Genomic DNA, 23,373 nt, shown 5'->3' on the forward strand with positions numbered 1-23,373 from the left:
TGGGCATCTCTAATTTTAATAAAAGGAGACTAAAAATGGATATAAGTGAATTTATTAAACCATCAATGCTACTCCCTTCTATTAGTCCTAATAAAGATTTGATAGCTTTTTATTATGACGAAAGTGGAGTCTTTGAACTCTATGTATATAATTTGAAAAATAAAGTAATAAAAAAAATATCCTCAGGACATGTACCTACAAACCCAGAATATCCTCCTTGTTGGTGTACTTCAAGTAATGTAATCTACCTTTTCAATGATGAAACTTCAGTATTGTACTCTTTTGACATACTTCAATTGACAGTTCAAGAAGAATTAAGTAGTCCATATAATTTTTTTCCGATTGATGTAAATGATAGTGGAACAATTCTAATGCTTATGGGGTATGTAACAAATCGGGTGAATTTATGGACCTTCAACTTAATTGAAAAAAAATTAAGACAAATAACAAATTCAGTGTTACCTATATCAAATGGGAAATTTATGAAGGGTATGGATGGTTGGATTATATACACAGCTAGTCTAAATAATAATCACGGACAAGGTATATTGATCTATAGCCTAACTGAGGAACGAGATTATCTTTTATATTCTTCAGAAAAAAATTCCAGTGATTTGTTTATCGACTTTTCTCAGGATAATAAAAGTATAATTTTTAATAGTTCAGGTGGAGAATATGTATTCCCAGGCATTCTAGATTTAGAAAGTGGGAACGTTAAATTATTTAATAATTTAGAATTAGATTTAAGTGGTGTTTGCATGAGCAAAAATTTTTTAATATCTGTTTCTACAAATAAAGCAACATCAGAGATTGTTTTAATAAATATTGAAAATGGCGAACTGAGACGACCTAACATCCCAGTAGGTGTTATTCATTGGATAGCTCTCACTAATGAAGAACATGATTTATTAATAAGTATGTCAACTGTCGACAATCCTCCTAAACTATTCAATTATAACCTAATTGAAAACTCAATTGTTGAATTGGTAGAAAACAAAAACTTAGTAATAAACAATAATAGGGTAAAAAAGGAGCATATCTATTATGAATCCCTTGATGGGCTTAAAATACCAGCAATAGTAAACTACAATTCAAACGAAGTGGCAAATGCACCAGCAGTTCTAATGTTACATGGTGGTCCACATTCACAATGGCTTATGAACTATAATCCTTTGGTGAACTATTTAGTTAATTTAAACATTATTGTTTTACAGTTAAATGTTAGAGGAAGTACAGGATATGGTTCAAGTTTTAAACACGCTCTTATGAAGTGGGGTTCAGATGATGTCTTTGATGTATTTCATGGTTATGATTACTTATTAAAAAATTGGAAAGTTAACAAGAATAGTATCTTTGTTTTAGGGTACAGCTACGGGGCATATTTGGCTATGAAAACTGCACTACAATACCCTAGCTTATGGAAAGGTGTCATAAATTGGGCTGGATTCATAGATCTAGAAAGAATGTATAGAACATCTGGCGCTAGAATATTATTAGAAAAAATATCTGATACAAATAAATTAGAAGAGTTGAGTACAATTAAAGATATTAAGCATTTAGAAACTCCTCTTCTTATAATACACGGTGCAAAAGATAACCATTGTCCTATAGAGCAAGCATATATTCTTAAGGAAGAACTAGAAAAATACAATAAAATTTTCTACTATGAAGAATTTAGGACTCTAGGTCACTATTTTTATTCTGAATTTAATGGATTAGAAATTTATAAAAAAATTGGAGAATTCATAAAGGAGAGGTTAAATGAGGAATGAGAGTTGTCTACATGAAGTAGAAATGAAAAAGAAACTAAATAATTTTACAAAGAACTATAATCAAAATTCTTCTTTAACCCCTAGTGATTGGTTAAGATATTACGACTTCATAGTCTCTTCATTTCACGTGCCCCAAGGTATACGACCAACTGTTTCAGAATTAGCATCTCTGTTTAGGAATTTAGGGATTGAAAAACCTGGTTCCTTAGCAATGATTTATGCACACGGTTTATATATACTTGCACGTTCAAATAACCTTGAAATTTTTAAAGGGGGATTTAACTATTAAATGGTTATGAATGAATATAGTTTACTTGAACTAGAGACAATATTTAATAATTTTATTAATGATTTTAATTTAGAACGAAGTACCGACACTATTTGGTTATATCCAAAAGATATAAGATTTGATTATTTACCTAGCCAAGGATTTAAACTACATATATCCGCAACAATTATAAACTGCATAGATATAGCTAAAATTGTACTTCCATACTTTCATGAATACAATATCCCTTACAAGATAATTTCAAGTATAGAAGAACTTCTTATGTTGAACAGAGGATTATATGGTTATTCACAAATTGGGAAGTTTATAACAGTTTACCCCGAAGAACCAGAAATGGCTATAAACCTTTCTACTATTCTTGATCAAAGGACTAAAGTTTTTAGTGGGCCAAAAATCCCATCAGACAAACCATGTTTTCCTCAAAGCCTTATATTCTATCGATATGGTGAAATAAGAGGAAATGAAGAAAACAGAAAGATACCGAACAATCACTTAGTAATGCCAAATGGAAGCCTTGTCGAAGACACGAGGAGTAGTGGCCTTGCTGTTCCTGATTGGGTAATAAATCCATTTGAGAAATATGAAGAAAATAGTATTGACCAATTACCCAAAAATTATGTTGTTATAGAAGTTTTGAGAAAGCGTGGTAAAGGTGGCGTTTATAGAGTAATTGATTTGTCTACAGATGATAAAAAGGTAAAAATTTTAAAAGAGGGACTCTTCCAAGGAGAAGTCGAAGTTACTGGGACAGATGCTAGAACTCGATTACAATGGGAAGTGAAATTATTGGATAAACTCTCCAAATCAAGCAATATATTTCCACAAGTCTACGAAACTTTTTATATGAATGATAATTTTTATGTTGTAATGGAAGACAAAGGTCATAAGTCTTTAAAACAATTAGTTAAAGAAAATAAAAATTTTGAAATAAAAGATATTTTAAATTTAATGATTACCATAACGGAACAACTTGTTAAACTTCATGCTGATGGAATAATTCTAAGGGACTTGTCATTGGACAATATAGTTCTAAATGATAAAGGAGAATGTTTTATAATAGACCTTGAATTCGCCTATAAAAAAACAGAAGGTCCCCCTTTGATAGCAGTGGGAACACCAGGTTTCTGTCCTAAAAGGATCTACAGTTTAAAACAAACAGTTGTCCCACCAGATTTAAGTCACGATATTTATGCTATTGGTGCTATGATTCATATCCTTATAATGCCATCTAAATATATGGAATTTTTAGAATTGAGTTTAGATTCCGTAATAGATAAGAAGATTATATTAGAAGCATGGAATAGAGGAGTTCTTCCTCCTTTCATCCCTAGTAAATTAAAAAACCTAATATCTAAAAGTACCTCTGAGGATCATGAGTATAGGTATCATAACACCGAAACTTTTCTTAGTGATTTAATTGATATCCGAAAGGAGTTGGTATAGTTGAATAAAAATCAGTGGGTTATTCAAACTAATAATTTAGGTAAACAATATAATAGTGAGAATTGGGCAATTAGGGGAATAAATACTACTTTAAAAAAAGGTGAATTTGTTGCTCTTATCGGTTCTAACGGAGCAGGTAAATCAACCTTTATTCACAGTATATGCGGTTTATTGGAGCCTACTGTAGGGGAAGTTTACTATAACTCTGAACAAATAGACAACAAGAATCCTTTTTACAATATTGGTTGGAGCAGTCAAAGACAAGTTATAGATTGGTATCTTTCAGTCTATGATAATGTCTTTTTAGGAGCAAGATTAGCTGGATATTCAAAAGCAGCTGCCCATGAAAAGACATTAGAAAGCCTAGAACTAGTTGGCCTAAAAGAATATACTTATCGGCAACCTGATGCTTTATCGGGTGGTCAACAACAAAGGGTTCAGATAGCCCGTTCTCTTGTTCATAATCCCTTTGTAATAATATTAGATGAGCCTACAACTGGGTTAGATGCAGAATCCTCTGAAAAATTATTGAATTATCTTCATCTAAGGTCTCGCGAGGGTGCTCTTGTTGTAGTTTCTTCTCACGACTTAGCTCTTTTGGAAACATATTGTGATAGAGTACTCCTACTATCAGATGGAACGATACTAGCTTCAGAAAATAAAGAGGAATTTCTGACCCGCTTTGCAGGTGAAGAAATCATTTGTATAGATTATGAGGGAGAAATAAATAAAATTTTATTGGATACCATTAAGGCAAATTGCATTAGTGTTATAGCTAATTATCCATTAGAAATTAAAGTTAGGAGAGGATTTTCGATAGGGGATATTATTTCTATACTAGAAGGTCATGTCCGGGTTATTGATGTTAAAAGAAACCTTCCTGGTTTAAGAGAAGCATATTTGTCCTTTACTAAAAAGAAGGGAGTTGTGTAAAAATGAAAACCGAAAAAAATATGAATACCACTTTAAACTTGATACCAGATAGAGTCAGAAAGTCTAATAGTTTTATGTTTTCTAAATTACTAGTAATAGCTGAAATTGAATTTAAAGCTTATATTAATAACATTAAATCAAGTTATGGACAACTCTTAGAACCAATTATTTACATGGTTTTTCTTATGGCAGGTTTAAGAGGTATTAATCAATATGTTACTATTGAAGATGGATCACAAGTTGATTTTATGCAGTTTGCCCTTCCTGGAATACTAGCTATGATGATAATTAAATTTATGGCACATACAATTTATCGCTCTACAATTGATAAGAGATGGGGGTTGCTTGCCCTCAAATTTATAAATGGTGTTTCTCCTCTAACATATATTCTGGGTATGACAATTTATCCAGCAATTATGTTTCTAGTTCAAGGAACAGTAGTAAGCTTATTACTATTACTATATGGTATTACATTCTCAGTTTGGAATTATATTCTTATGATGGTAATAGGTTTATTCTGTATTAGTTTTTGGTGTTCCTTAGGAATTGTAATAACAACACGAATTGATAATTATCAACAAAGAGACATGCTTGTTGGATTATTAATTCTTCCTTTAATTATGACTGCACCTAATTTTTATTCTTTGTATACAGCACCAACGTATAGTCAGGTTGTAGCTTATTTTAATCCAGTTACATATCAAGTGTCTGCTATGAGAAGTATTTTTTTAGAATCTCCATCATTATTAATGATAAGTATTTCTATTATAATTTCTTTGATTATGGTTTTTGTTGCATCTTTCTTAATTAGAAATGCCGAATTAATTAGTAACGAAAGATGAATTCATACCATAATATATTCGTCAAATTGATTGTACTTATTAATTAGTAAGATGAAAATATATTAATAAGATTGATGCTCATTAATTAGTAGGGTGATACTATGAAAAAAATAGATATAGCAAAGAATTTATTAATAAGTAATAAAGACATGTTAAGCTGCCCAAAATGTCATAGTAACATGTTTATTAAGAATCCTTATAGCTTAATATGTCAAAATAACCATTGTTTCGATTTATCTAAACGTGGTTATGTGAATTTTCTACTAGGTTCAGTTAAAGTAAACTATAATAAAGAGATGCTGAATTCAAGATATATAGTGTCTCAATATGGGTTCTTTAACCCAATTATAGATAAAATAACTCAACTCATAAGGAAAAAAATAAATACTAGCAAAAATTCACAGGTTAGAATCTTAGATGCAGGATGCGGAGAAGGATACCACTTATCAAGCATTATAAAAAATTTAAAAAGTGGTGGTAATTATAACTTACAAGGAATTGGAATTGATATCTCCAAAGATGGTATTTCCATTGCTTCTTCACGCAGCAAGGAAATTATATGGTGTGTTGGAGATCTAGCAAATACTCCATATAAAGATGGTCAATTCGACATTATTACTAATATCTTTTCACCATCTAATTATTTTGAATTTAACAGGATTCTCAAAGACGATGGACTGGTAATTAAAGTAGTACCAGGGCCAAATTATCTAATAGAGTTACGAAATGGTTTTTATCAAGGTGAGAAGGATAACTATTCTAACGAAAATGTACTCCAAAAATTCAAAGAAAATTTTCATGTGCTATATAGTGAACATATACATCATAAAACATATGTAGAAAAAAAATATATCAAAGATTTCATTAAAATGACCCCCCTGTCTTGGGGGAGCTCTAACGAAAGCATAGTTCAATTTCTAAACCAGAATTCCTTGAAGTTGTCTGTTGACTTCATAATTCTTGTTGGTATAACACAATCTAAAGATCAACCTGAAAACAAGCAATTCCTTGAATATTATAAATCTTAAGCTCTTTTTATTAACTAGTTTTGAAGCAATGCATAATCACCAGATCTCCAAAGTTTTAATTATCGGTACAATGACAATATATTTATCAAAGGCATGCGTAAAGATGAATTTGGATTGCTGCTAAACTTTGATAACGGCCAATATGCAGGAAACATGGAGTTTATACCTCCACAGCAAAAAAAGAAGTTATACAGTATGATGAAGGTTGTTAATGAAAATGAAAAATATAGATTCATTGAACCGATCAAGTGCAAAGTCAAATATCATAATCTTACTAAAAAAGGATTGCTTAGAATACCATCATTCGTAGAGTTCGCATAATATACAAAAAAAAGCCTTGTTACATAAAAGAATGTAGCAAGGCTTTTTGTATTTACCATTTAGTCCAACATTTTTATGAATGTAAATATCTTTTTCTTTTCAATACTTTCAATAAATATATCAAGTTCTTCATATAGTTCAATACTAGCATCTAAAAAGGACATATAGTCTTTAACTATTTCTGATAATAATTCTTCTTTATTGTTATCCTTATCTTTTATATAAATCCTTTGGATAATTGAAAAATCATCATTGTATAAGACATAAACAGAAGCAATTAAATCTTTACTTTCTTTAAAATACCTTATGTTTTCCTTATCAAAGATTTCATTTATTTGTTTTTCAAATGAACCAACAAAGCTCTCTAACTGATCATCGGTCATAGTTCCAAAATAATTCATAAGATTATTTTTAAAGATTTCTCTTTCCTCATTAGTAGAAATGCTTCTATATGAGTCAATTAATATTGGAATATCAAAGATATTATAAGCCATAAAATTAGATAAAGGCAGTCTTCTTTCTATATTTCTTATCTCTTTAAAATTATCTAATTGGGACAAAACTACCAAATGTCTATAGAACATAAATAATAAAATTCTTCTTAATTCAGTATAGACTTCAAAATTCTTCTTTTTATCAACTAACTGTTGAATGTAGTAAAAAACTATTGTTGCAGCAATACCTATACTAAGATTAGCGAGAACAAAAAGAATTACATCAACAACTTGATATATTATACTTCCATACTTAAAAGCTTCTGGGTAATTCCCTAATATTGTCCATACTTTACTAAAAATCATAAAGATAATACAAGATAAGAAAACCCAACCAAAATCAATATAATATCGCATATATCCCCCAATAGTACCTTAAAACTTTTTAATACTATAATATTTAAAAGGACAGGTAAATCCTGTCCTTAACAAACTTTAATTTAAGCAATAGTAATTATAGATTACCGTCGCTATAAACTGATATGATCCCGATAGAACCATAATTACCAGGATTTCCGTAGTTACCAATATTTCCGTAGTTACCATATACCCCGAAATTAGTATTCTTATATGGAGAATTATTTTTATACATTAATCTATTCTCCTTAACAATTTCTCCTAAGTAGCGACCATTCATATCTATGAATATTTCTTCTCTTTCACGATAATGGCCAATATTGGGCCCATCAGGTGCATGGAGCTGGCCGTTCCTGAAATTCGCAATATGATGTCCTTTACTATTAAATAAGCGAATCACACTCATCTTTTTTCCTCCTTAATCAAACTAAAATTATTGTTAATTCTATTGTTTAATGAATACAGTATTTTGTCAAATATAGAAAAATATTCAACTACTATTAATAAAAAAATGGATGTCAGGCATTTCGCCTGACTATAATTTAAATGGACAGGATCTTCTCACAAAGATCCTTCTTTATAGAAGAACTTTTTACGATCTCTAAAGGACAGAGATCCTAAAGACTATTACAAAAGAAATGTTATAGAACAAATTTTGCTGTTAAGCCCGCCCCCTGTTCTCCATTCACTTTAGTTCCTCCGTCATTCCACACAAGGCGCAAAAATAATTTTTTAAGCACTCTCATTCTCCTATGACCTAGATCCTCCCTTCAGTCGGACCTATCCCAAGTCGAATGGACTTTGAGGTTTCTATGGCCTGCTACGTCATTTCCTCGATGTGATGGTTATATCACATCGAACATTCCTCACATCCCAAGAACCCTTACAAAGTACGCAGAAAATTTTTTTTGCTTCCTCCCTTGTGTTCCATTCCTCCGTCTCTTTTGTTCATTCCGAACAGGGGGCAAGTTTCAGAAACCCCCTAATTCCAAAACCAAAAAAACCAAGACCAAAAACCAAAGTAGTATAGCCCATGACTTTAACTGAAGAATTGGAGTTTGTAGCAACCGCAAATGAATTGACTGAAGTAGGTGAATTTGAATGGTTAAACTTCATTATCGACCATGAATCATTAGATTTTGTAGGTTATGAATTTGAGGGACGAGAAATCGAGATTGAAGAAGTCGGATGTGAACAATCATTGTTCCGAATGGATGTAGATAAAAAGACTGGTGAAATTACAGTGTATTCAGCATATAGCCAAGATTTTGATGTTATGGAGGAAGTAACGTTCTACTTCAACACAGAAAAGCTTTTTGCAGACATTAAGAAATACATGGAAACAAATGAAGTTGATAATCAAGGCGAAGTGTTTGTAAGGTATTGCCAACTAAGAGATGAAGGTTATGAATGTGATGATGCTGTTTTAATGGCGTATGGGGACTAATCTAGTTCCCATATAGAGCGTGGAACATGGAAAATATCTATAGCATAAGGGAGAGAAACTATATGAAAAACAAACTAATACAACTTACAACTTACGGTACATATATTGAGGAAAACGACCAACAAGAGGAACTTTCTTTTCAAGTTCCTGAAGGTTGGTTAAGAATTAAATTAAGAGAATTATGGAATGACACCTTAGAACTTTTTTTAACTGAATACACTTGGGATAATACCGAGATAATTTATAACTTAGCAAGAGTAGAGGGTGTCCTTGTTGATTATGAGGATGAAAATGAAGAATACTTCTCAATAATCAGATGGCATAAAGAAGATGTAATAAATGCGTTTAAAGGACACTCGATTCCAACTACAAGAGAGAATCTAGAAGTCTTATTTAATAGTAGAGCTACTAGAACTTTACAAGAATTGTGTACGGCTGAAGGTAATAATATTTTAGACCAAATCGTCTATGACTTAAATTCTGAAGAGAAATTTTCCCCTCAATTAACACCAGAAGAAATTGGATTAAAAATGATAGGGATATACTGGGAAGAGGGTACGTTAGAGGCAGAAATTTTAGAAGGTTGGTATAACTTGTTAGAGAAGCATCCATGTAATTTGTTTGAACCAACAAAAGACTTAATAGACCTGTATGTTGATGCTGGGACTTGTAACCACTCTGTATGTTCAGTGGTTACATCAATAAAAAATCAATTAGAATCTCTATTCCCTTCTGAATTTGCAAAATTGGAAACTGAATATAATAAGTATATAGAGCAAGAACAAGAACCTACAAGTAATGAAATCATCTATAAAGAACAAGAATATAAAGTACATTTCGATACATGTACTCCGGTAGATATTAGTATTACAGTTTACCATCAAGAACAAACCGAATTAACGAGAGAAGAAATCATTGAAGAAGCCCTTGGTTACGCAGAAGATTTAGGGCTAGAACTTAGAGAGCAATCAATAACAGAAATTGCAACTCTAATAAAAGAATGAAATTAAAAGACCTGTGAGGGCAACCCCTTCAGGTCTTTTCTATGCTCCAATGACGAGCCCAGGCTGACGGACGGGGCTGTCAAGGGTGTTCTCGAATTGTGGCCAACGGCTCCTAGGCTAAGTGTCGTTTATTTTTGCGTCGTCGTGTGGGCCAAGAAAGCGTAATGTGCATGTGGGGAGTTATTGCACAGTAACGCTTTCTAAGACCCCTTACTCCTAGCAAAACCAACTCCACTAAAGCCATGATCCGTAGGGCAAATTCTGCGCTGCATCCCTTGACAGCCCCTATTGGTTCCTTATGTTCAAAGAACATTATAAGGAACCAATCCTGCTAAATTTGAATGAATACACAAGTTTAGAAAAACCTAAAAAGACGATAACAGATTAAGAGTCTTATAGGATTAGTAATAAGCAAAGAGACATTATTAAAAAGATTATTAAAGGAAAAAATTCATGCCTTTTTGGGTGTTAATAACTTGTTAATATGTGGATGAAGCCTTATTAATCTACGAAAATCTTTATCTATTTTTATATAATTTTTATATAAAATCCTTGTTATTATGATGTATAAATGTTATAATTGTATTATAAGGAGGTGAGGGAAAGCCCACTAAATAAAGAGCAAATCTCAAATGCTCAAATTAAACAATCACTCAAAAGAAAAAGGAGAGTTTTAAATGGCGAAAGAAAAATTAGACATGGTAAAAGAGATCGTTAGAATAAAGCAAGTGTTAGTAGAGGGCGAAATTGTTAGAGAAAAAATCACTTCACCTTATGATGCTGCTGCCGTTGCTACAAAATATATCGGTGATGAGGACAGAGAAGTTTTCCTAGTGCTAGTGTTAAACACTAAAAACCAAGTGAACGCAGTACATAGATGTCACATAGGAAGTATCAACGCTAGCATAGTTCATGGGAGGGAGGTGTACAAGGCAGCCATCTTAAATAACGGATCTTCAATCGTGGTTGCTCATAATCACCGGAGAAGGGATATGTTTCTTTTTTATTAATCATCTGATATATTAGGTATTAACTAAAAATATTAGGTAATACCTAAAAGGTGAGGTTATTAAATGGGGAAGCAACCTTTTCTATCTGTTATTAGTAATAAACAAGAAATATTCTATCCTACATATGAAGAATCGAGAGAATACCAAGCGAAGTTAATTGGTCTATGGGAACAGCAACAGCGTGTTCTAGGATATACGGAGCATACCATAGCTCTTGGAACAAAATGCTTGAATGAATTCTTAGATGTGTCAAATAAGTTCATATGGGAAGTTACAATGTCCGATGCAGATAAGTTTTATTTAGGATTGGTCGGAAGAGGACTAGCATATTCCACTAGGAGGAAATATCAATCCACTATCTCTACTTTTTTAGAGTATTTAAAAACTAGGCATGGTCATGAAATATGGGAGAGATATAAAGTACAAGTTCCAAATTTATTAGATAAATTTAACCGTTACTATCATAGAAAAGATGATCATAATGGTCAGGTAATACCTCCAAAACCTGAATTGCTTGATAGATTTTGGAATGGTATGAAGGAGGAAATGAAAACAGCTAGAAAATACTCTACTGTTGCGAGAGACTATACCCTTTTTAGGATGTTAGAATTAACAGGTTTAAGAACTCACGAAATAATTATGATGGACGTAAAAGACTGTAGGTTTGACTTAGGGGAAAAAGGTAAAATTCATGTTCGTTTTGGAAAAGGATCTAAGGGGTCAGGATTTAAGCGAAGATGGGTACCGATGTTAGATGATGTAGATTTACTTCTGAATTGGTACTTGGAAAGGATTAGACCTCTTTTCACTACTGAAACTGTAGGACCTTTATTTTTATCAGAAGGTGGAGTTAGGTTAAATAAACATACAGCTCGAAAGAGCTTAGCGAGAAGGCAAGAAAAGATGGGTTTTACAAAAGAAGAGATTTTTAGTCCTCATCAATTACGTCATTCATTCGCAACTCGTCAGACAGAACTTGGTGTTGACTTATTAACGCTAAAGGAACTGTTAGGTCACGCAGATGTCGCAACGACTTTTAATTATTCAAATCCTGGTTCAGATCATTTAGAGAAAAGAGTGAGGATGGCGCAAGAAAAGTGGCGAAATCAATTATTAAATTTCAACAAAAAGGGTGAATGAATTGGCGATTGAATGGAGATTAAGAAAAGTCATGGCTGATCGTGGAATATGGTCTGGGGCTGAATTAGGTAGGCTTATGGAGGATACTGCAGGTTATAAATTATCTCCTCCCTCAATAAGCGCTTTATTAACTAGTGAGCCTAAGCAAGTAAAGACGCAAACAATGGATGCACTTTGTACGGCATTAGAATGTACTCCAAATGATTTATGGAAACACACTCCTACACCTGTGAAAAAACTTGAAAGATCAACGAATAATAGGTTGGCAAAGGCGGTAAATGAATCCATTTCTAAAGATAAGCTTCCACCAATATAGGATTTAAAGATGATCAATTTTACTTGCGTATATTGTGAAAGGAAACTAAATCAATCAGAAATTAATAAAAAAGCAACCGTCTGTCATTATTGTTTTAGTAAAGCACGTGTAGAGAAAATCCAAACCGAAGATTTTCTTAAAGAAAATTTCACAAAAACATGGAGTGCAGCACTATTTAAAAAATATGTTCTGTATTTAAAAGAACTAGGTATTGGTGTAGATGCAATTCGTAAGAACACTAGTAAGGTGTTACGAGTTTTACAAACAGCAGAAAATGAGCTTTTAAGGCCATCTGATATTAATGAAGAATGGCTGGTATCTACATTAGAAAAATCTCCTAATCCTAAGGGAGTTAGATCAAGCCTATTTAATTTTTTGATTAAGGAAGGTTATTTAAGCCTTAACGCAGATGAGGGTATTCTCACTAGCATTAGAGAGGGTTTAGGACAGATCCCTACGGGATTTAGGCGTCTCCTAGATATATATATTAACGAGAGAATGGAACTAAGAAATAGGCAAGTAAAGTTTAATGCGAGGAACCCATTATCCCTATTAACAGTAAAGTCAGACGTGGAAATATTTGTTAGGTTAGTCCGATGGTTTCAAAATAACTGTAAGCATATAGAATCTTGGGATACCGTTCAACAAGAAGATGTTCATGAATTTCTTTTAACTTTAACACCTAAAAATCGTGAGATTGTGAGGAAAGATTTATTAGTTCTCTTTAAGTTAGCTAAAAGAAAAAGGCTAATAACCCATATACCAATCTTGGATATAAAATCTAGAGAGCTTCCACCAACTATCGAGCCATTAACCTTTGATGAGCAGGTAAGTGTGGCTAAATTAATTAAAAGTCGCCTTTACGAACAACCCTTAGAGTGTTTATTGACTGCCCTATGTTTTTATCATGGGTTATCTTCATCACATATTAGAAACATAAAAATCAGTGATGTAAAGGTTGAAATAAAAGCAATTTTCCTCAACGATAGACCACCAGTTTATTTATCTGATGACGAACTTATTTTAATAAATGAGTACGTTAAACAGAGGTCGAATATTAGAAACGCAAAGAATAAGATTTATTTAATTCTAAGTTCAAGTTCATCAGAAGTATATTATGATCGTCCAATCAATAATCCCTTCATAGCAAGAAAGGTAAAGGCTTTTTGTGGCTTTACTCCTAAGTCTTTGAGAATAACTTGTTTTAATTTTATAGCAAGTAATTTTGGTCCGCAGTTACTCGTTGAAGGGTTTGGATTGTCACTAACACAAGCTTCAAGATATGGGAAATTAGAGGATTATCTTATTGAGGAACAAATCCAATCAGAGCGTGATAACATGAAGTAAGAAGTCTCATGAAAAATTAAATGTAGAGGTAACCGAATTTGAGTTAAGCAACTGTCGATTGACAATAATGTTGTTCCGTTTAAGGGCAATTTAATGGAATAAAATTTCTGAACAAAAGGGAATAATAAATGATAAATTTAGGTATCTTGTGGGGGTTCTTATGATTGATAAAAGAAAGGCTTTATCATTTAGTACATTAGTTATTCCTTGGTTAACCACTCCATTGTTAGGGAAAAATTCTTTTGTTCGCTTTCTTCCAGTCGCAACTTTTATTGGTTATACCTTTAGTTTTTTAAGCGAAATAGCTGATAGACGTAAGTGGTGGAAAGTAAAAAATGCTTTATTTCCAAATTATCGTTTAGATTTCTCTTACCTTTTAGGCTTATTTTTCATAACAACTATTTGGGTGTTTAAATTAACATACGGTAGCTTTATAAAGTACTTAACATTAAATATTGTACTCGATTATCTTCTTGCATTCCCTATCGTAAAATTTTTCACTAAAGTAGGAGTATTCGAATTTAAGAAAATGCGACCTAAACATTTTTACATATTGTCCGTTGTAACAGCAATCGTTATTTATTTTTATCAATTATTAGTGGAACGAACTATTGTAAAAGAGGTAAATAAATAATAAATGTAACTCAACGGTGAAGGCTGAAAACGTGGAGAGCTTAATCTCAATGAAGCGTTGGAACGGAAAATAGTCCCAAGAATAGCGACTGTATTACTTCTCTTTATATCAGTAAAAGGTGATGGCACAGTACCGTCGAAGCGTGTAACGAACGTAAAGGGATAGCCATTAGACTAATAAAAGATTCATTTAACCATGCAAGACGGATCTTTAACGATTAATAGGGTTCTTGTAAGACTAGGAGAGGGACAGTAGCTCCAAAAGGAGCTATCTACTTGTTAATACGAAAGAAACTAAGGCACAACGAATATTATGATATGTAATATCATTTCGATTCTTTATATGCTCAAAGTGCTAATGGTCAAAATTTTTATGGATTAATCGATTTAATGCAATCTATCGATTCAGATAATAACAAGACACTAGCATTTTATGAATTTAAGGAGTTCAATAACTTCAAAAAATTGGTTGTTAGATAGTGAACAAAGATAAATTTAGGAGTTACCGAATATGTCTGAACAAAACATGTCCTTTTCCATCCCTCTTACAACCCAGAGCCTTCAAGGGAGGACATAGAAGTTACAAAAAGACTTCAAGAGGTTGGTAAAATGCTAGGCATTGAACTTCTCGATAGTTTAATCGTAACTGAAAACCCTAAAAACTTTATCTCTTTGAAAGAGAAAGGGTATCTATAAATCACTTACTAGGAGAGAGGAAAGCCCTCTTCCTCCCTCCTTCTTTTAAAATCTTTGCCAGCCATTTAAAGCATGAAAACTTCTAATACTGACGTTTAAAAAGGTGGTTACGAAAGTGACTGAAATCGAAAATAGCACGAAACAAAAAGTAATCGAAAAATTACAAAGTGAAATGAATCTAAACAAAGAGAGTAATTACATCCAAGCGATCGGTCAGTTTTTACTTCAGTACATTGAAAATAACCCTAACGTTTCTGAAGCTATCCTTTCAACAGATAAGACAATAAATAAAAGTTTAGAAGCAATGAAGACAGAAGCTCAAAAGAAGGCAGTTAATGGATTTGCAATGTTCACACCGGAAGAAGGTTTTGCCCTGGTACTAAAGTATTTTGAAGTTAAAGCAGAGAAAGTTGAAGTACCGGAAATAAAGATCCCGACTAAAAAATCTTCTCGATTTGATGTTAAATTAGATGATTTTATGTAAGGAAGTGATTAATAGTGAAAGAATCGGAATTTAAAGCTCATTTTTCTTTAGAAATTAGTAGTGAATTAAAGAAATATATCATTGATGATGCTTTGTATTATAGTAGATATTTTTACGTTAAGAGAATGACATCTAGCTTACAACGTGGTTACTGCACTCATTGTAAATCTAATCACCTTGTAAAATCAGATAGACTTCTAAAACACAATGAGACTTGGAAATGTGAAAAATGTCAGTCTCAAGTATTGGTTAAATCAATTGGCCGAGGAAGAGGAAAGATGATTGATCGGGCTTATGTTGTATGGTACGAAAAATCACTTGTCGATTCTCAGACAATTACAGCCACAGGCTACAATGTTTCAATGGATTATAGAGAAGATATGAATGGAATAACCTCTATTGTTCCAATCGCTCGATACCTGTTTGAGAACGGAAAAGCAACTATGATGCACAGAAGCCCTTATATTTCAGGAACTTTAGAAAATGGAACCATGAAATATGAAAGTGGTTGGATGTTTGCAAGAAAGCCGTACACTATGATAGGGAAAAATTCCTTTACTTCCCATTCGGAACAATCCGTAGAAAGTTTAAGAAAAGCCGTTGAGGGAACGCCTTTTATCTATAGTGAATGGGAATATTTCTATAATGAAAATTTGGACCTTGTTAAATACTTTTCAGTCTTTTCTAAATACCCATTCGTTGAATATCTAATGAAAATGGGGATGACAAGAATAGTTAAAGCTATGGTTGATAATTGGAATCTATACCGGAGTATTAACTATCGAGGTAAAAATATGGAAAAGATACTAGGATTAACGAAGAAAGAAATAAAAGATTGGAAGGATTCAGGTATAGAAATGACACCAGCCCTTCTAAGTACCTTTAAATGGTTTAAAAGAAGAAAAGTTACTATTACATGGGAAACAGCAAAATCCTGTGAATCTTTAACTACTGGAACCTATTACATGGAACGGTTTGCATATTTGCAAAAACACGTATCATCAAACGAGCAAATTTTAAGATATGCAGCCAATCAAGTAAAAAAGGATCCTAAAAGACACTCAACCATTTTAAATGTCATTATATCCTGGACAGATTACTTAAACGAATGTAACGAGTTAGGGATTGATATAACAAAGAAAAACACTTTGTTACCTAATAACTTGCATAAAGCACACCAAAAAACTTCACGTTCCATCCAATTGAAGAAAGATGAAATCGTTAATCAGAAAATCGAAAAGCTTCAGCCTAAATTAAAAAAATATAACTTTGAACATAAAGGACTATTCATAAGACCTGCCTTATCTACTAACGAACTGTTTGAGGAAGGAAAAATACTAAGTCATTGTGTGGGGGGATATGCAAAAAGATATTCTGAAGGTGATATTGCTATTCTATTCATTAGAATGAAAGACCAACCGGACACACCTTTCTATACTGTAGAAATTGACTTGAAAGCAAAAAGAATCACTCAATGTAGAGGATTCAAAAATGAAGATCCTACCGAAGAAGTAGAGTCATTTGTTAGTAAGTTTAAACAAGTTAAGTTAGCCAAGAAACAGAAGGAAAGGAAAATAGCTGGATGAATCAACTAACTACTACTAGAGATACAAGCTTGATAGCTTCAGAGATTAATAGCATTAAAGAACAAACTCAAAAAATCTTCTTGTTAAGTTCAATTGAAATTGGAAAAAGGCTTGTTGAAGCTAAACATATGCTTCCACATGGGGAATGGGGTAATTGGTTAGAGGAATCTGTTAGTTACTCTCAGAGAACAGCCAATAACTTAATGAAAATCTATGAAGAGTATGGTAAAGACCAACTTACTTTACAAGGAGAAGTAGACAATTCGCAAGCGATTTCGAAATTGAATTATACACAAGCTGTAGCTCTTTTGAGCATTCCTTCAGATGAAAGAGAAGAGTTTATAAATGAACACGATCTAGAAAGTATGTCTACAAGGGAGTTACAACTAGCAATTAAAGAAAAAAAGGAACTTGAAAAGAAGCTGAAACTTAGCGAAGAAAAGGCAGAACGTGAAAAGGAAGCAAAAGATAAATCCCTGAAGCAATTTAAAAAATTAGAGGAACAGACAGAGGAACACCAGGACAAAATTACAGATTTAAAGCAACAACTTGAAGCAGCAAAAAGGGTCGGGGATGAGAAAGAGATCGAACGTCTCACTTCTTCCCTTCAATCGACTGAAACGGCTTTAGGTGAGGCACAGGAACGAATACAAACACTAGAAAAACAACTGAAAGAAAAACCTATTGAGGTTCCAGCTGTAATTGAACAAGTACCTGAAGATATACAAAAAGAGTTAGAGGCCCTACGTAAACAAGTCTCTTCACAAGTAGACAATGACAGTATTGCAAAGTTTAAATTCTGTTTTGAATCTCTAGTTAATGGATTCAATGAGATCCTTGAGACATTAAATCAGATAGAAGATGAGGAGTCCTCAACAAAGTATAAAAAGGCTGTAAAAGGCTTACTTGATAAGATGCAAGAGGAATTATAAGGAGATGTTTAATATGTATGAAGTAAAAAAAGAAACTCTAGAACTAGTGGGATATGAACGTGAAGAAGGATACGAAGTAAATTAGGTATAAAACATCGGTAAGATCCTCTAATTGAGGGTCTTACCATACATAATTTAATGTAAGGAGTATCGAATTTTGATTAAAAACTATTTAATACTAACATGTAAGAACAGAAAGATTGTGGTTCGTGCAACGTCTATTCAAACAGCAAAGTCAATTTTAAAGAGATATACTAACGAGACATCAAACAGCATAAGGAAATTGACATTGATGGATTTAGTGAATATAAAGGACCAACTATTGGTCCTACCGGATAGGGATTTTATATAGGAAGGAGAAGAAAAATGTTTAGTAGCAATAAAAAGAGGGCTCAAGGAATCTAAAAAGTGCTGGAACACTTTTTCCAAGAGCTATACAAAGTATAAATTATAATTTATATATTGTGTAGTGCTTGTGATATACTAACTGTAATTAAGATTTTTCTTTTGATTGATTGTTTAAATTTTACTCCTGAAGCTATCAGGAGTCCTTTTTTTATTGCTTTCTTGATGCATTATTGTTATAATTACATTATAAATATACTAACGGAGGGTTAGAAAATGAATTTTATTAATTTGGAACAAGAAAAGAGTTTTTTTAAGATCAAAGACCAAATCCCAGCAAATTTAAACAGTGATCGAGGGTTACTTTCTATTGCTTATATTATGGCCAGTAATGACGAGCTTGAGACTAAAATGGCTCCTTATATCGACTGGATTGAGGGTTTTGATTATGAAAAGTTGTTTGCTGAAGAAACATTTTCAATCGCTGAAGAAGTTCTAGTAAAAGTTGCCGTTGCCCTTTATGATAACGGTGTAAATCTCCAATTTAATGAGGTTTTTACGAAATTAAACCAATATCAAAGAGAAATAGCCTTGCATGCTGCTAATTATAAATATGATAATAAAAGCATGTACGAGCCTGAAGACGGAAATCTATATATCAAATAAGAAAAGGTGTTTATATGAAGCAATATTCTTTCAGTTTTAATCCTGGTATGTTGGAGGATTTTAAAAAGATTCTTCCAGCTAATAGAAGTAAAAAGATACTCAAAAATTACCTAATTAATGAGTATGAATTGCCGGAACCATTAAGTGAGCTTCAGCAACCAATAAACGATATTGTTATTCAACCATATTGGATGACCGAATCTGAAATTAATAAATTAGATCGTCTAATAAAACAAGCTAATACAAAAGGTTTTTCGCTTAGTCGATCCTCTATAATGCGAGACGTAATGAAAAACCTTGTAGAAAAATATCAAAATAACCCTATCCAAAAAAGCGAACAACATAGACAAACTTTTAAAGTTCCGACTGGAACAAAAAGTCGCTTATCACTTCTCGTTGCAGAAAGAGAATTAACTTATGAGCTATCATCATTTATTATGGATGGTTATATTCCCTCTAATGATTTTCCTTCAATGAGAAATCAAGAACAAGAAGACTTAAACTTCAAAACCGACATAGAAGTATTCGAAAAAATGGATGAAATAGCTTCTGAATATGGGTTTAAAAAAGGGGGAAGAGCTAAGATCTTTAGAGACGCATTGAGTCAATATGAAGCTTTGCTCCAATCAAATCCTCCCAAGAAGGAAGCCCTAAAACAAGAATTAAAGTACATTCTTGAAGAGTACAGGAGTATTGAAGATGTACCTGTAATAAAGGAACAAATTCAAAAATATTTAAACGAATAAAGGAAGTAAGGTGAAAAAATGATATTACTTTTATTTGGGATTTTATTTCTGTTCATTGGTATATTCTTACTAGTAAAAAAAAGAACATTAGATAACCCATTTGCATATTCCTTAATAATTGGAGCTATTTTGTTCTTAATGATCTTTTTTAGTCCAGCATGGCAAGATTTGATAGATACTGCTAAATATAGAAATGACTTTAGAAATTAATTAGTAAAAGGGTTGGAATAATATTCAAATGAAAACTATTAGTAGTTGTGATTATTGTTCAAAAAGATTTTATGTAGAAGAAATGACACCATTATTTGAGTTAAATAAAGAGAACGTTCGTTTATACTGTGATCGTTGTCTACCTGAAGTGAAAAGTAACATAAAAACACTTCCTTGGAACCATTTATATACTTGGGGGAGAAAAAAACAATAGACACAAATTGTGCATTAAGGGAAGGAGTAGCTTATATGATTTTTTTAAAACCTGAAAAACGTATTCCGCATAATTATTTCAATGAGAAAGTTTATAATTGGGTTCTTCAAAATCAAGATGAAGAAAAGGCTTTTTACGAAGTTCATGGTTCACAAGGTTGTTGTAGTTGTGAAATTCGTTCTGTTTATCGAAATGGTAAGTTGGATGGGTTTTACAGAATTGATTCAGAAGGTAATGAAAATTACTATTTCGACTACACTTGGTATATTGAGTCTGAATATCTGATTGAACAAATACCAAATTTAACAGCAGATGAAATCGAAGAATTAGAGGATATGGAACAGGTTTGGATTCATTATTGCCCGGAATGCCATGAATGGGCAATGGATGGGGCAAATATTTAGTGAACAATTCGAAAAGTAGTACAGATACAAAGAACGACAAAAAGAGGGATTTTAATTGAGCTTTATTAAATTATTTGGATTGATAATTTTCGGCATAATTCTATGGTGTTATTTTCTTTCATTAAACTTCTTTGAAATATACCCTAAACTTTTACAATTACCATTGTTCCAAGTTGGTTTAGGTGTTGTGTTTGGCTCATTTGCAATAGTTAAATTGTTCAGCAAGATGTTCGCCAAGAAAGTTTAAGGCTTTCTCGCAATCAGACCTTCCATTTGAAGTTGAGGGTAGTCTTTTAGATAATAGTCTTTACGGTTGTGCTTTACCTCTGTTTTTATCCAGTGGTTATAATCAAGTTTTACCTCTATATCATCACCAGTTGTAAAGTATGTTCCATCCGATAAAGAATATCTACCTTGCCAATTCTTAGATAACGTATCAGTCAATTAAACCAACTCCTAGAAAATAGTTTTTATCATTATCGACTGTTAATTTTAAAAATAAACTTAATGCACACTTCAAAAAACAGTCCAATATTTTACATAGTAGAAAAATTGGAACGATTGACACATATTGTTCATTAAGAAAGGAAGATAAATATGCAATCAGTAAACATAGAGGATATTAGTAATAGCGTATATTCCATATACTTAGATTCCTTACAACAGAAGGATAAATCTTTTATTATTAAGGTTAAAGAAATAATAAAAAATATCCACAATAACTTATCAAAATCGATGTTTAAAGCAGATGAAAATGTAGAACTTGATAGTATCACTTCCTTGCAGGTCAAGATATTCAACTCATTTATTAGAGAATTAGCAAAAGGTAATTCAAAACAGTGTGAGATGGAATTTAGGGATTACTTACAGCAGGTTTTTAGAAATAAAAAAGTCTTAAATCAAGCAGAAATATTACAAGTTTATTCTATGTGCGAAGGTTTTAACTCATTAGTCGAGTAATTCAACTTAATACACATTTCGAACTTGTAGTACACACATTTAGTGACATAGGAAGGATTAATAGAGAAATGGACCTATTTTCTAATCGGTTTAGAGAATTACGATTGAATAGCAAACTTACTCAAGCTGAAATTGCTCTAGTATTAGGTGTAGATCAATCAACTATCTCTAATTATGAAAGAAATACTAAGAAGCCAGAGTTTGAAACATTTTTAAAAATAGCAGATTTCTTTAATGTCTCTTTAGATTATTTAGTTGGAAGAACAAGTGAGGAAAAAAGCTTCTACCAGAAATATTATGACTTAAAAAATTTTGTCTCTACAGAACTCAATGACTTGATAAGTAAGATCGAAGAATGTTAGGACTTTAATAAATCGTACAAGCAAATATTTTATTTTTGTAATTTCCCCATCAGAAATTTTACTTTTTAGGAGAGGATTAAATTGGCTAAGAGCGAAGTTGAAAGGTTTCACAGTGAAAAATGTCAATTAGATGAGGAGCTAAGTAACCTAAAAAAACTAAGACATAACTCTATTACAGAGTCAGAATCAATATCGTATCAACGACAAATAACGAAGGTCAGAAATAAACGTAGTAAAATCATTGATAGCTTCTTAACACGATGGGATAAAAATAAAAACTGACAAAGCTCACCTTGTCAGTTTTTTTCTTAAAATACCATACAATGAACCTAAACAATGCTGAAATAACACATATTAAAAACAATACAGTTAAAGGAAAAAGGTTATCTTGCCCTATTTCACTATGAATATAGTTGAAAACAAAGAGAAACAAAATAGTACCATACGTAGCAATAAAGAATTTTTTTAACATATCCCTTCATCCTTCCTGGTAACAGTAGTTTTTATTTATCAGAACAACTGTCCTGAAGAGTCTCTATTAACCATTTATTCTTTTTTTCATCCTTAATAATTCCTTCTTCAAAGGCATTATTCACATCATTTCTAGTTAAATATATTTCTAATAAATTAAATTCCTCTCGATGATCTTTTTCATATTTACCTTTAAAAAGATAATCATTAATTTTTTCTGTTTGATCAAGTTCAATGTGAACTATAAATAATTCCTCTTCTAACCACGTTCTCCCCCATGAGAAGTTCCAATTAGAATTAAGTAGAGCCGGTATAAAATAACTTTTCATTTCAGAATATATATAGTCCCAGTCGGCAATTGAATCAATACTTAACCTTAATCCAAATGAAAAGTGTAAAAAATTAGAGTCAATGTTTAAAAGGCACTCTAATAGCTCCTTCTTTGAAGGAACTAAATTTGTATCTTGCCTAATAATATTAACCAGCTCATCTTTTGAAAATTTAGTAGTTAATTTCACCTCAACACCCTCACTTTAATATTTTGATAATAAGAAAAAGAAAGAGGAAACGTTAATAACGCTTCCCCTCTATGTTCAAGATTAGTTATTAGCAAATTCAACCCAATTTTTATCCATATTAAAAACTACGTCAGCCTTGTAAGGTTTACCTTGTTTTGTTTTCAAGTTAACGCTTATTGTTTTACCTGCAAAGAGCTTTCCAGCTTCAGTTTTTGTGATGTTCTTCTTCCCTAGCTTCTCCAAACCATTCTTCCAAATAGTAGTTTTACAGCCATCTGTTACTGACGTTTTATTTTGGCAAGAAATTGTCAGAAGCATTTGTCCACAATCTGACGGAAATATTGACCGAAAGAAAGGGGAAGCCCACAACTTTCTTTAGCTTCCCCTTTATCTAAATATCAAC

At 32.1% G+C, this 23,373-nt stretch carries 27 protein-coding genes and 1 pseudogene; 23 read left to right on the top strand and 5 right to left on the bottom strand.

Annotated features, from left to right (window positions below):
* Positions 1–35 precede the first annotated feature (35 nt).
* From M3175_RS20910 to M3175_RS20935, 6 genes are all read left to right on the top strand, one after another.
* A complete protein-coding gene (locus M3175_RS20910; RefSeq protein ID WP_251523239.1) occupies positions 36–1,772 on the top strand; it encodes a S9 family peptidase in 1,737 nt (578 codons plus the stop codon).
* Positions 1,762–2,061, top strand: coding sequence for a hypothetical protein (locus M3175_RS20915; protein ID WP_251523241.1), 300 nt, complete (start codon positions 1,762–1,764; stop codon positions 2,059–2,061). The genes M3175_RS20910 and M3175_RS20915 overlap by 11 nt, the downstream gene beginning before the upstream one ends.
* The gene (locus tag M3175_RS20920) at positions 2,062–3,504 is read left to right on the top strand and encodes a class III lanthionine synthetase LanKC N-terminal domain-containing protein (protein WP_251523242.1); all 1,443 of its coding nucleotides are present in this window, start codon (positions 2,062–2,064) and stop codon (positions 3,502–3,504) included.
* The gene (locus M3175_RS20925; protein ID WP_251523243.1) at positions 3,505–4,437 is read left to right on the top strand and encodes an ABC transporter ATP-binding protein; all 933 of its coding nucleotides are present in this window, start codon (positions 3,505–3,507) and stop codon (positions 4,435–4,437) included.
* A 2-nt stretch (positions 4,438–4,439) separates the two neighbouring features.
* Positions 4,440–5,279, top strand: a complete 840-nt coding sequence (locus tag M3175_RS20930) for an ABC transporter permease (RefSeq protein WP_251523244.1) — start codon at positions 4,440–4,442, stop codon at positions 5,277–5,279.
* Between the two features lie 101 nt (positions 5,280–5,380).
* Positions 5,381–6,307, top strand: a complete 927-nt coding sequence (locus M3175_RS20935; protein WP_251523245.1) for a methyltransferase domain-containing protein — start codon at positions 5,381–5,383, stop codon at positions 6,305–6,307.
* Positions 6,308–6,687: 380 nt separating this feature from the next.
* Here the strand turns inward: M3175_RS20935 and M3175_RS20940 are convergent, their stop codons facing one another.
* Positions 6,688–7,479: a hypothetical protein gene (locus tag M3175_RS20940; RefSeq protein ID WP_251523246.1), complete on the bottom strand. Its 792-nt coding sequence runs from the start codon at positions 7,477–7,479 to the stop codon at positions 6,688–6,690.
* Positions 7,480–7,576: 97 nt separating this feature from the next.
* Positions 7,577–7,885, bottom strand: coding sequence for a hypothetical protein (locus M3175_RS20945; RefSeq protein WP_251523247.1), 309 nt, complete (start codon positions 7,883–7,885; stop codon positions 7,577–7,579).
* Positions 7,886–8,512: 627 nt separating this feature from the next.
* Between M3175_RS20945 and M3175_RS20950 the strand changes: the two genes are divergently transcribed.
* The 14 genes and pseudogenes from M3175_RS20950 to M3175_RS21015 all read left to right on the top strand — a co-directional run bounded on the left by M3175_RS20950 (position 8,513) and on the right by M3175_RS21015 (position 20,659).
* The gene (locus M3175_RS20950; RefSeq protein WP_251523256.1) at positions 8,513–8,926 is read left to right on the top strand and encodes a hypothetical protein; all 414 of its coding nucleotides are present in this window, start codon (positions 8,513–8,515) and stop codon (positions 8,924–8,926) included.
* A 62-nt stretch (positions 8,927–8,988) separates the two neighbouring features.
* A complete protein-coding gene (locus tag M3175_RS20955) occupies positions 8,989–9,930 on the top strand; it encodes a hypothetical protein (RefSeq protein WP_251523258.1) in 942 nt (313 codons plus the stop codon).
* A 677-nt stretch (positions 9,931–10,607) separates the two neighbouring features.
* Positions 10,608–10,940: a JAB domain-containing protein gene (locus tag M3175_RS20960; protein WP_251523260.1), complete on the top strand. Its 333-nt coding sequence runs from the start codon at positions 10,608–10,610 to the stop codon at positions 10,938–10,940.
* Positions 10,941–11,003: 63 nt separating this feature from the next.
* Complete coding sequence (locus tag M3175_RS20965) at positions 11,004–12,080, top strand: tyrosine-type recombinase/integrase (RefSeq protein ID WP_051489013.1); 1,077 nt, start codon at positions 11,004–11,006, stop codon at positions 12,078–12,080.
* A gap of 31 nt (positions 12,081–12,111) precedes the next feature.
* Complete coding sequence (locus M3175_RS20970; RefSeq protein ID WP_081757375.1) at positions 12,112–12,396, top strand: helix-turn-helix domain-containing protein; 285 nt, start codon at positions 12,112–12,114, stop codon at positions 12,394–12,396.
* A 9-nt stretch (positions 12,397–12,405) separates the two neighbouring features.
* Positions 12,406–13,743, top strand: a complete 1,338-nt coding sequence (locus M3175_RS20975; RefSeq protein ID WP_035333627.1) for a site-specific integrase — start codon at positions 12,406–12,408, stop codon at positions 13,741–13,743.
* Positions 13,744–13,903: 160 nt separating this feature from the next.
* Positions 13,904–14,377: a hypothetical protein gene (locus M3175_RS20980; protein ID WP_035333629.1), complete on the top strand. Its 474-nt coding sequence runs from the start codon at positions 13,904–13,906 to the stop codon at positions 14,375–14,377.
* 536 nt (positions 14,378–14,913) lie between these two features.
* Positions 14,914–15,072 (top strand): annotated as a pseudogene (locus M3175_RS20985) (JAB domain-containing protein); the annotation flags it as partial.
* Positions 15,073–15,187: 115 nt separating this feature from the next.
* Positions 15,188–15,556 (top strand): Cas9 inhibitor AcrIIA9 family protein, encoded by a 369-nt coding sequence (locus M3175_RS20990; RefSeq protein WP_251523262.1) that lies wholly within the window; start codon positions 15,188–15,190, stop codon positions 15,554–15,556.
* 14 nt (positions 15,557–15,570) lie between these two features.
* Positions 15,571–17,142, top strand: a complete 1,572-nt coding sequence (locus M3175_RS25205; RefSeq protein WP_251523264.1) for a PcfJ domain-containing protein — start codon at positions 15,571–15,573, stop codon at positions 17,140–17,142.
* Positions 17,139–18,074 (top strand): DUF3102 domain-containing protein, encoded by a 936-nt coding sequence (locus M3175_RS21000; RefSeq protein WP_251523266.1) that lies wholly within the window; start codon positions 17,139–17,141, stop codon positions 18,072–18,074. Before M3175_RS25205 ends, M3175_RS21000 begins: the two co-directional genes overlap by 4 nt.
* Before the next feature lie 621 nt (positions 18,075–18,695).
* Positions 18,696–19,085 (top strand): hypothetical protein, encoded by a 390-nt coding sequence (locus M3175_RS21005; RefSeq protein ID WP_251523268.1) that lies wholly within the window; start codon positions 18,696–18,698, stop codon positions 19,083–19,085.
* A gap of 14 nt (positions 19,086–19,099) precedes the next feature.
* A complete protein-coding gene (locus tag M3175_RS21010) occupies positions 19,100–19,831 on the top strand; it encodes a hypothetical protein (protein WP_251523270.1) in 732 nt (243 codons plus the stop codon).
* A gap of 459 nt (positions 19,832–20,290) precedes the next feature.
* Positions 20,291–20,659, top strand: coding sequence for a hypothetical protein (locus M3175_RS21015; protein ID WP_251523272.1), 369 nt, complete (start codon positions 20,291–20,293; stop codon positions 20,657–20,659).
* A gap of 243 nt (positions 20,660–20,902) precedes the next feature.
* Here the strand turns inward: M3175_RS21015 and M3175_RS21020 are convergent, their stop codons facing one another.
* Positions 20,903–21,103: a DUF5348 domain-containing protein gene (locus M3175_RS21020; protein WP_251523274.1), complete on the bottom strand. Its 201-nt coding sequence runs from the start codon at positions 21,101–21,103 to the stop codon at positions 20,903–20,905.
* Positions 21,104–21,256: 153 nt separating this feature from the next.
* Here M3175_RS21020 and M3175_RS21025 point away from each other — a divergent pair, with 153 nt between their 5' ends.
* From M3175_RS21025 to M3175_RS21035, 3 genes are all read left to right on the top strand, one after another.
* The gene (locus M3175_RS21025) at positions 21,257–21,619 is read left to right on the top strand and encodes a hypothetical protein (protein ID WP_251523276.1); all 363 of its coding nucleotides are present in this window, start codon (positions 21,257–21,259) and stop codon (positions 21,617–21,619) included.
* 68 nt (positions 21,620–21,687) lie between these two features.
* Positions 21,688–21,981: a helix-turn-helix domain-containing protein gene (locus tag M3175_RS21030; protein WP_285852376.1), complete on the top strand. Its 294-nt coding sequence runs from the start codon at positions 21,688–21,690 to the stop codon at positions 21,979–21,981.
* 81 nt (positions 21,982–22,062) lie between these two features.
* Positions 22,063–22,263, top strand: coding sequence for a hypothetical protein (locus M3175_RS21035; protein ID WP_251523280.1), 201 nt, complete (start codon positions 22,063–22,065; stop codon positions 22,261–22,263).
* Between the two features lie 221 nt (positions 22,264–22,484).
* On the opposite strand, the gene M3175_RS21040 is transcribed toward M3175_RS21035, so the two are convergent.
* Both M3175_RS21040 and M3175_RS21045 read right to left on the bottom strand, forming a co-directional pair.
* Positions 22,485–22,970, bottom strand: a complete 486-nt coding sequence (locus tag M3175_RS21040; RefSeq protein WP_251523282.1) for a hypothetical protein — start codon at positions 22,968–22,970, stop codon at positions 22,485–22,487.
* An 81-nt stretch (positions 22,971–23,051) separates the two neighbouring features.
* Positions 23,052–23,288: a hypothetical protein gene (locus M3175_RS21045; protein ID WP_251523284.1), complete on the bottom strand. Its 237-nt coding sequence runs from the start codon at positions 23,286–23,288 to the stop codon at positions 23,052–23,054.
* Between the last annotated feature and the right edge of the window lie 85 nt (positions 23,289–23,373).

The sequence above is a fragment of the Robertmurraya korlensis genome (genome assembly GCF_023715225.1).
In the GTDB taxonomy this organism is placed as follows: domain Bacteria; phylum Bacillota; class Bacilli; order Bacillales; family Cytobacillaceae; genus Robertmurraya_A.

Coding starts and splice junctions, on each gene's coding strand:
- M3175_RS20910 (WP_251523239.1), top strand. CDS start 36: ATGGATATAAGTGAATTTATTAAACCATCAATGCTACTCCCTTCTATT.
- M3175_RS20915 (WP_251523241.1), top strand. CDS start 1,762: ATGAGGAATGAGAGTTGTCTACATGAAGTAGAAATGAAAAAGAAACTA.
- M3175_RS20920 (WP_251523242.1), top strand. CDS start 2,062: ATGGTTATGAATGAATATAGTTTACTTGAACTAGAGACAATATTTAAT.
- M3175_RS20930 (WP_251523244.1), top strand. CDS start 4,440: ATGAAAACCGAAAAAAATATGAATACCACTTTAAACTTGATACCAGAT.
- M3175_RS20935 (WP_251523245.1), top strand. CDS start 5,381: ATGAAAAAAATAGATATAGCAAAGAATTTATTAATAAGTAATAAAGAC.
- M3175_RS20940 (WP_251523246.1), bottom strand. CDS start 7,479: ATGCGATATTATATTGATTTTGGTTGGGTTTTCTTATCTTGTATTATC.
- M3175_RS20945 (WP_251523247.1), bottom strand. CDS start 7,885: ATGAGTGTGATTCGCTTATTTAATAGTAAAGGACATCATATTGCGAAT.
- M3175_RS20950 (WP_251523256.1), top strand. CDS start 8,513: ATGACTTTAACTGAAGAATTGGAGTTTGTAGCAACCGCAAATGAATTG.
- M3175_RS20955 (WP_251523258.1), top strand. CDS start 8,989: ATGAAAAACAAACTAATACAACTTACAACTTACGGTACATATATTGAG.
- M3175_RS20960 (WP_251523260.1), top strand. CDS start 10,608: ATGGCGAAAGAAAAATTAGACATGGTAAAAGAGATCGTTAGAATAAAG.
- M3175_RS20965 (WP_051489013.1), top strand. CDS start 11,004: ATGGGGAAGCAACCTTTTCTATCTGTTATTAGTAATAAACAAGAAATA.
- M3175_RS20970 (WP_081757375.1), top strand. CDS start 12,112: ATGGCTGATCGTGGAATATGGTCTGGGGCTGAATTAGGTAGGCTTATG.
- M3175_RS20975 (WP_035333627.1), top strand. CDS start 12,406: ATGATCAATTTTACTTGCGTATATTGTGAAAGGAAACTAAATCAATCA.
- M3175_RS20980 (WP_035333629.1), top strand. CDS start 13,904: ATGATTGATAAAAGAAAGGCTTTATCATTTAGTACATTAGTTATTCCT.
- M3175_RS21000 (WP_251523266.1), top strand. CDS start 17,139: ATGAATCAACTAACTACTACTAGAGATACAAGCTTGATAGCTTCAGAG.
- M3175_RS21005 (WP_251523268.1), top strand. CDS start 18,696: ATGAATTTTATTAATTTGGAACAAGAAAAGAGTTTTTTTAAGATCAAA.
- M3175_RS21010 (WP_251523270.1), top strand. CDS start 19,100: ATGAAGCAATATTCTTTCAGTTTTAATCCTGGTATGTTGGAGGATTTT.
- M3175_RS21015 (WP_251523272.1), top strand. CDS start 20,291: ATGATTTTTTTAAAACCTGAAAAACGTATTCCGCATAATTATTTCAAT.
- M3175_RS21025 (WP_251523276.1), top strand. CDS start 21,257: ATGCAATCAGTAAACATAGAGGATATTAGTAATAGCGTATATTCCATA.
- M3175_RS21030 (WP_285852376.1), top strand. CDS start 21,688: ATGGACCTATTTTCTAATCGGTTTAGAGAATTACGATTGAATAGCAAA.
- M3175_RS21045 (WP_251523284.1), bottom strand. CDS start 23,288: ATGCTTCTGACAATTTCTTGCCAAAATAAAACGTCAGTAACAGATGGC.